The organism is Embleya sp. NPDC025285, assembly GCF_055558835.1.
The window spans coordinates 1-7,213 of sequence record NZ_JBVHLU010000213.1 but is presented as its reverse complement, the minus strand read 5'-3'; the positions used below and the strand labels follow the sequence as shown (position 1 = coordinate 7,213).

The 7,213-nt window shown below is 72.1% G+C and carries 5 protein-coding genes and 1 pseudogene; 4 read left to right on the top strand and 2 right to left on the bottom strand.

Going from position 1 to position 7,213, the window contains the following annotated elements; genetic code table 11:
- Window positions 1-58: 58 nt before the first annotated feature.
- Window positions 59-1,477, bottom strand: a complete 1,419-nt coding sequence (locus ACZ4FV_RS51265) for an ABC1 kinase family protein (RefSeq protein ID WP_402230478.1) — start codon at window positions 1,475-1,477, stop codon at window positions 59-61.
- Entirely contained in the window at window positions 1,474-2,580 is a 1,107-nt protein-coding gene (locus tag ACZ4FV_RS51260) for a ThiF family adenylyltransferase (RefSeq protein ID WP_465328262.1), read from the bottom strand. The genes ACZ4FV_RS51265 and ACZ4FV_RS51260 overlap by 4 nt, the downstream gene beginning before the upstream one ends.
- Window positions 2,581-2,858: 278 nt before the next feature.
- On the opposite strand from ACZ4FV_RS51260, the pseudogene ACZ4FV_RS51255 reads away from it, so the two are divergent.
- The 4 genes and pseudogenes from ACZ4FV_RS51255 to ACZ4FV_RS51240 form a co-directional block, all read left to right on the top strand.
- Window positions 2,859-3,401: pseudogene (locus ACZ4FV_RS51255) on the top strand (M48 metallopeptidase family protein); the annotation flags it as partial.
- Between the two features lie 435 nt (window positions 3,402-3,836).
- Entirely contained in the window at window positions 3,837-5,630 is a 1,794-nt protein-coding gene (locus ACZ4FV_RS51250; RefSeq protein WP_395866276.1) for a TerD family protein, read from the top strand.
- 7 nt (window positions 5,631-5,637) lie between these two features.
- Window positions 5,638-6,324, top strand: coding sequence for an AIM24 family protein (locus tag ACZ4FV_RS51245; RefSeq protein WP_395866274.1), 687 nt, complete (start codon window positions 5,638-5,640; stop codon window positions 6,322-6,324).
- 22 nt (window positions 6,325-6,346) lie between these two features.
- Window positions 6,347-7,102 carry an AIM24 family protein gene (locus ACZ4FV_RS51240; RefSeq protein ID WP_395866272.1) on the top strand — a complete coding sequence of 252 codons (756 nt, stop codon included), beginning with the start codon at window positions 6,347-6,349 and terminating at the stop codon, window positions 7,100-7,102.
- The last annotated feature ends 111 nt before the right edge of the window (window positions 7,103-7,213 follow it).

Genomic DNA, 7,213 nt, shown 5'->3' with positions numbered 1-7,213 from the left:
GGCGGGCACCCCTCGAGGGGTGCCCGCCCTTCGGCGTGCGCGGCGGCGCGGACGGGCTCTAACGCCCGGCGGTGTCCTCGGAGTTGTCGATCTCCTCCGCGTCCTCCACCTCTTCGATCTCCTCGATGTCCTCGATGGAGAAGTCGAATTCCTCGGCCTCGTAGTCCTCGTCGACGAACCCGGGCAGCCAGGTGGCCAGTTCGTCGCGGAACGGCGCGGTCGCGCCGAGCTGACACAGCACGCCGATCGTGCTCAACGTGACCCGGTGGATCAGCAGATAGCTCGGCGGCAGGTTGAGCTGGCGGGCCAGCGCGGACGCCGGATTGCGCGGGTCGCCGATCCGCGCGCCCTGCTCGCGCATCCAGGCCCGGGTGAAGGTGAACTCCTCGGCCTCGGCCGGCTCCAGGAACGGCAGCAGGTAGTCCAGGACTTCGGCGGCGTCGAGCTTGATCGACGGCTTGACGAAGCCCTCGGTGCGCAACACCTGCATGACGCTGTCCGCGTCGCCCTCCAGCGCGAGTCGAAACGCCAGGCCGATCGGCTCGGGCAGCCCCTCGGGCAACCGGTTGACCGTGCCGAAGTCCAGGACGCCCAGGCGCCCGTCGTCCAGCAGCCGGAAGTTGCCGGGGTGCGAGTCGGCGTGCAGCATGCCGGTGCGGGCGGGCCCGGAGAACAGGAACCGGCTGAGCATGTGCCCGGCCCGGTCGCGCTCTTCCTGGCTGCCCTTGTCGATCACCTGGGACAGTGGTTTGCCGTCCATCCACTCGGTGATCAGCACCCGCTCGGTCTGGTGCACCACGTGCGGCACGAAGATGTCCGGGTCGCCGTCGAACTCCACCGCGTGCGCGGTCTGCGCCTCGGCCTCGAGCTGGTAGTCCAGTTCCTCGGCCACCCGGGCCTTGAGCTCGGCGATCAGCGGTTTGACGTCGATGCCCGGGATCAGCGCGCCGGCGAAGCGCGCGACGTGCCCAAGCTGGTTCAGGTCGGAGATCAGCGCGTCGCCGGCCCCGGGGTATTGGATCTTGACCGCGACCGTGCGGCCGTCGTGCCAGACCGCCCGGTGCACCTGGCCGATCGACGCGGCCGCCGCGGGGCTCTCGGAGAACTCCTCGAAGAGCGAACGCCAGTCCGCGCCGAGATTCTCCGCGAGCGCCTTGTGCACGGTACGCGCGGGCATCGGCGGCGCCGCGTCCTGGAGTTTGGTCAGCGCCGAGCGGTAGGGCCCGGCCACCTCCTCGGGCAGCGCGGCCTCGAACACCGACAGGGCCTGCCCGAGCTTCATCGCGCCGCCCTTCAGCTCGCCGAGCACCTTGAAGAGCTGCTGGGCGGTGCGCTGTTGCAGTTCGGCGGCGACGATCTCGGCCGGTCTGCCGCCGATACGCCTGCCCAGGCCCAGTGTCGCCCGGCCGGCCACCCCCAGCGGGAGGGAGGCGAGCTTGGCGGTGCGGGTCACGGCCCTACGCGGAAGATCGCTCACGCGACCCATTGTGTCCGACTCGGCGATGCGGCATGTGTGATGGGGCCCACCTCTTGCGCCGCGTGGGTGGCGCGGCAGTCGCAGCGGGCGTGTGGCGACCAGCTCCGGCGCCGGGTCAGGCCGTCCGGCAGCTCGATCTCCACGGTGCCGTCCACGGTGGTGGGCAGCGCGCCGTCGAGGAAGGTGAGCACCTGAAGGGCCGCCCGGGCCGCGACCTCGGTGGCGAGCACCACGTCGCACGGGGCCTCGCCGGGGCCGGGCGCCGCCGCGAGCTGGGCCAGCAGGCGCGGCCAGCCCGGATCGCGGTCGCTGCGGGCCAGATCCAGGCAGCGCCCACACGCCGACCGGCCCACCAGCACGAACGGCCCGACCACCCCGGTGGTCTCGCGGATGTCCGCGTACAGGTGCGGGACCCGCTGCCGGATCAGGCGGGCGCCCGGTTCCGGATCCGGGCGACCCTCCGGGACGAGCACCGCGACGTCGGGCGTGCCGCGCCCGGCGGGCAGCGCGCAGCGCACTCCCGGGGCGGAGCGACGCAGCGCGGCCCGTACGGTGGTCTCCCGGCGCGGGCGCTCGTCGTCCCAGCCGAACGCCACCGGTCCGGCGTCTCCCGGGCGCACCGGACGGCGGTCGGCGGGCACCACGTGACCCACCCCGGCGGCGGCGAGCAGGCCGGCCACCGCGGCGCCGATCCGACCGGCGCCGTGCACCGCCACCACCGCGCGGGCGCGTCGGTCGAGCGCGGCCAGGCCCGCCTCGCCGCTGCCGTGCAGTAGCGCGAGCGAGGTCAGGTCCGGACCCAGCCGGGCGCGCTCGTGGGGCAGCGCGGGCACCGGGGTGGGCCGCCCGGAGGCGTCCTCCAGCACACCCTCGCGGGCCAGCAGGTCCAGCACCGCCTCGGCGTGCGGGCGAGCGAGGCCGACCCGTTCGGCCAGCTCCCAGGTGCGCTCCAGATCCCGGGTGCCGTCCAACTGCTCGACGAAGCGGGTGGTGGTCGGGTCCAGACCGCCCACCAGCACGGCCCGGCGCGGATCCAGGCCCAGTTGCAGGGTCTGTCGATCGCGCCACAACCGACGCAGGGCGGGCTTGAGGAGCGGGCGCATGAGAGGGCCTCCGAAGGAGCGGTACACCGGGAACGGGGACGGTGACCGGGCGCGCGGGGCGACTCGGCCGGTCCCAGCGTGCCCGCCCGCAAAACGCCGGGTATTTCGTCGTCCACAGCCCGCGTATGAATATGCTATTTGGAAATATTAGGCCGAGAAGAATGGAATGGGAATAATCGAACGAATAGTGCTTATGCCCGCGAGAAGCGGTGTCGAATATCCCCCGGCCGGCCCGAAGCGGCGGCGCCCTGTCGGTGCCGTCGGTTAACGTCCTGGTTATGGTCGCGGATCCCGGGGCCGGACACGACATGCTGTCCGGAGCCCCCTACCAGGGTGCCGTCGAGGTGCGTCGCAGCGCCCGACGGAGACGAACCGTGTCGGCCTACCGGGACGGGGATCGGACCGTGGTCCTGCTTCCCGGCCGGATGACGCAGACCGAGGAGAAACGCTGGGTCGGCGTGATGCTGGAGCGCCTGGCCGCGCAGGAGCGGCGCCGGCGGCCCAGTGACGAGGATCTCTCCGCGCGGGCACTGGAGCTGTCCGCCCGCTATCTGGACGGCCGGGCCCGGCCCGCGAGCGTGCGCTGGGTGGGCAACCAGAACACCCGCTGGGGTTCGTGCACTCCGATCGACGGCACGATCCGGCTCTCCACCCGGCTGCGCGGCATGCCGACGTATGTCGTCGACTATGTATTGCTGCACGAGTTGGCGCATTTGCTGGTGCCCGGCCACGGACCGCGTTTTTGGACGCTGCTCGCCGCATATCCGCGCACCGAACGCGCGCGGGGATATCTGGAGGGTGTCGCCGCCGCGAGCGGACTCGCGATGAGCGACGACAAGGACGATGTGGACGCCGCACCCGGCACCCCGAAGTCGGCGGTGCCGGAACCGGCTCCGCCGGCCCGCGGCCGAGCCGCCGCGGCAGGGGGTCGAGCGGCCCGCAAGGGCACCGCCGCTGCGGACGGTACGCGCGCCGGGACAACGCGCGATCGCACCGCCCGCAAGCCCCGAGGCTGACCCGGATCCGGCGCGCGAGAGTCGTCGCGGTGCCGGATTCGGGCGTATAGCGTGAGGCGCGTACACAGCCGGGAACCGGTCGCGGGCAATCGCTCGTCGCAAGCACGAGACTGCCGCCGGGCGTTTTGCCGTACCCGGACCGGGGCGGATCCGATGTTGTAGCGTGCCGTGCGCGGCGGGGACCCAGGTGGTGGGCGCCCGCACCGCCGGCGGCGGAAAAGCGGGGAAGGGAGCCACACAGTGGTCGAGTTCAGGAAGGGACAGAAGTCGAAGCTGTCCGACCTGACCGCGGGGACCGATCTGTATGTCGGGGTACATCTGGACAGTCCCGGGCTGACGTTCGACATCGCGTGCTTCGGGTTGGACGCCGGTGAGCGATTGTCCGACGATCGGTACTTCATCTTCTTCAACCAGCCCAAGTCGCCCGAGGAATCGATCCAGCTCCTGGGCGCGCAGGCCGGTGACACCGAGTCCTTCCGCGTGACGCTGGACCGGGTCCCGCCGAACGTCAACAAGCTCGCGTTCACCGCGACCATCGACGGCGACGGCGTGATGTCCCAGGTCGCCTCCGGCTACCTGCGGATCGTGGCGGGCGGCCAGGAGGTCGCGCGCTACGCGTTCACCGGGCGCGAGTTCAGCACCGAGCGCGCCGTGATGATCGCGGACATCTACAAGAAGGACGTCTGGCGGTTCTCCGCCGTCGGACAGGGCTTCGACGGCGGGCTGCGCGCACTCCTGGAGAACTTCGGCGGCGAGGTCGCCGAGGACGAGCCGGACGAGGCTCCGACGCCGGCCCCCGTGCCGCCCGGCGGTGCCCCGGGCTTCGCCCCGCCCGGCGGCGGGATTCCGTCGCAGCAGCCCGCGCCCTCGTTCGGGCCGCCCGGGGGCGGTCCGCCGCCGCCCGCTCCCGCGCCGAACTTCGGCCCGCCGCCCGGCGCGCCGCAACCGGTCGGTTCGATGCAGGGCGGTCCGCCCCTCCCGCCGCAGTACAACGAGCCCGGCACGCCGCCGCACGGCGCCCCCGGCGGGTATCCGCCGCCGCCCGGCCCGCCGCAGTACAACCAGCCCCAGGGCACACCGCCGCACGGCGCGCCGGGAGGCTACCCGCCACCGCCCGGTCCGCCCGGCCCCGGCGGCTACCCGAACCAGACCCCGCACCAGGGCCACATGGCGCCGCCCGCGCCGCCCGGCATGGGTCAGCCCGGTGGCTACCCACCGCCGGCCGGCCCCGCCGGCTACCCGCCGCCCGCGGGCCCCGGCGGCTATCCCGGTGTCGGTCAGCCCGGCCAGATGCAGCCCACGCTCCAGATGCCGGTGCCCGGCGGCCCGCCGGCCCCGCCGCAGGGCATGCAGGGTGTCGGCGTGGCCTCGGCCGAGCCGGCCTTCCAGTACGGCGTCGAGCAGTACCGCGAGGTGCCCGCCGGCGGTCGCTGGACCCAGCAGAACGCCAAGATGGTCCGGGTCGACGTCTCCGGCGGCAAGGTGATCGCCCGCCAGGGCGTGATGGTGGCCTACCAGGGCGACGTGAAGTTCAAGTTCCAGGGCCAGACCCTGCGCAGCCGCTTCGACAACCGGCAGACCGGCCAGTCGCTCGAACTGATGCGCTGCGAGGGCAACGGCGAGGTGTTCTTCGCCGAGGACGCCGCGCACCTGCACCTGGTCGAGCTCCAGGGCACCAAGCTGTTCGTCAACGTGGCCAACGTGCTCGCCTTCGACGAGGGCCTGACCATGGAGCCGGCCCGGGTCGAGGGCGTGGGCATCCCCGGCGGCGCGCTGTTCGCGCAGACCTTCAGCGGCCAGGGCACGATCGTGATCAAGACCCAGGGCATCCCGCTGGTGCTCCCGGTGCAGGGCCCGACCTTCGCGGACAGCAACGCGATCGTGGCGTGGACCGACATGGACGTCTCCACCACGACCCAGATGCGGCTGCGCAGGACCGCCTTCCCCGGCCACAGCGGCGAGACGGTCAACCTGCAGTTCCGCTGCCCGCCGGGCGGCAACAACTTCATCGTCGTCCAGCCCTACGAGGTGTGAGGGGAACATGGATCAGCAACTGATCGCCGCGTACGGGCAGACCGCACCCCAGGCTCGGATGAGCGCGCACGGCAACAAGATCTGTCGGGTCAACATCCAGCCCGGCGCGCCGGGCGTGTTGGCCAAGCAGGGCGCGATGATCGCCTACGAGGGTTACATCCGCTTCGAGGGCCACGGCCAGGGCATGCAGCGCCGGATGACCAGCGGCCTCACCGGCGAGCGCATGCAACTGATGAAGTGCACCGGCCAGGGCGACATCTACTTCGCCGACTACGGCGCGGACGTGGCCATCATGCAGCTCAACCCGAACGAGGGGCTGTCGGTGAACGCGAGCAACATCCTCGCGTTCGACGAGAACCTGGAACACCGGATCAAGATGGTGAGCGGGGTCACCGCGAAGTTCAGCGGCAACGGCCTGTTCAACATGGAGCTGTCCGGCCAGGGCTGGGTCGCGATCACCACGCGCGGCACGCCGGTCGTCCTCAACCCGTCCGAACGCGAGACCTACGTCGACCCGGACGCCCTCGTCGCGTGGAGCACCAGCCTCAAGGTGGGCACCAAGCGCTCGATGCGGCTCGGCGGCATCGTGGGGCGCGGTTCCGGCGAGGCGATGCAGGTGTCCTTCAAGGGCAACGGCTTCGTCGTCGTGCAGCCGGCCGAGGACGCCACCGACCGTTTCCACGTGCGCGGCTGACCGCGAGCGAAGGAGGAATACCGTGCAAAGCTCGCTTTTCGGCCATGCGCCCGTGCAGACGCCCGAGCGGTTCAGTCTGCAGAACCCGCACATGCTCAAGGTCCAGCTCGGCAACGGGCTGCCCGACCACTGCCTGGCCCGGGTCGGCTCGATGGTCGCCTACCAGGGCGCGATCGACTTCGACGGCAACATGCGCTCCGGCGCCGAACGCCAGGCCGCCGCGGCCACCGGTGAACAGCTCAACCTGATGCGCGCCCACGGCACCGGCACCATGTGGCTGGCCAACATGGCCCAGTCGATCCACGTGCTCGACCTCGACTTCGAGGGCCTGACCGTGGACGGCGAGTACGTGCTGGCCCTGGACAGCTCGCTGAGCTGGAACGTGGTGGCGATCGAGAGCGCGCAGTCGGTCGCCGGCGCGGGCTCCTACAACCTGGACATCACCGGCAACGGCAAGATCGCGCTGATGACCTCGGGCAAGCCGCTGATCATGCGGGTCACCCAGGGCACCGAGGTGTTCGCGGACGCCGACGCGGTGATCGCGTGGAGCACCCGGTTGTCGATCAGCATGCAGGCGCAGACCAACTCGGCGCGCATCTACCGACGCCGCCGGGGCACCGGCGAGGGCTGGAACATGGCCTTCATGGGCGAGGGCTACGTGGTGGTCCAGCCCAGCGAGATGTTGCCGCCCGTCGACTTCATCTCCTCCGGCGGCTACCTGGCCAACCGCGGCCTGGGCCAGAACGGCGGAGTCCAGGGCAACACCTGGGGCCAGTAGCAATCGGGAACACATACGCCGAGGGGGGGGGGGGGGGGGGGGGGGGGGGGGGGGGGGGGGGGGGGGGGGGGGGGGGGGGGGGGGGGGGGGGGGGGGGGGGGGGGGGGGGGG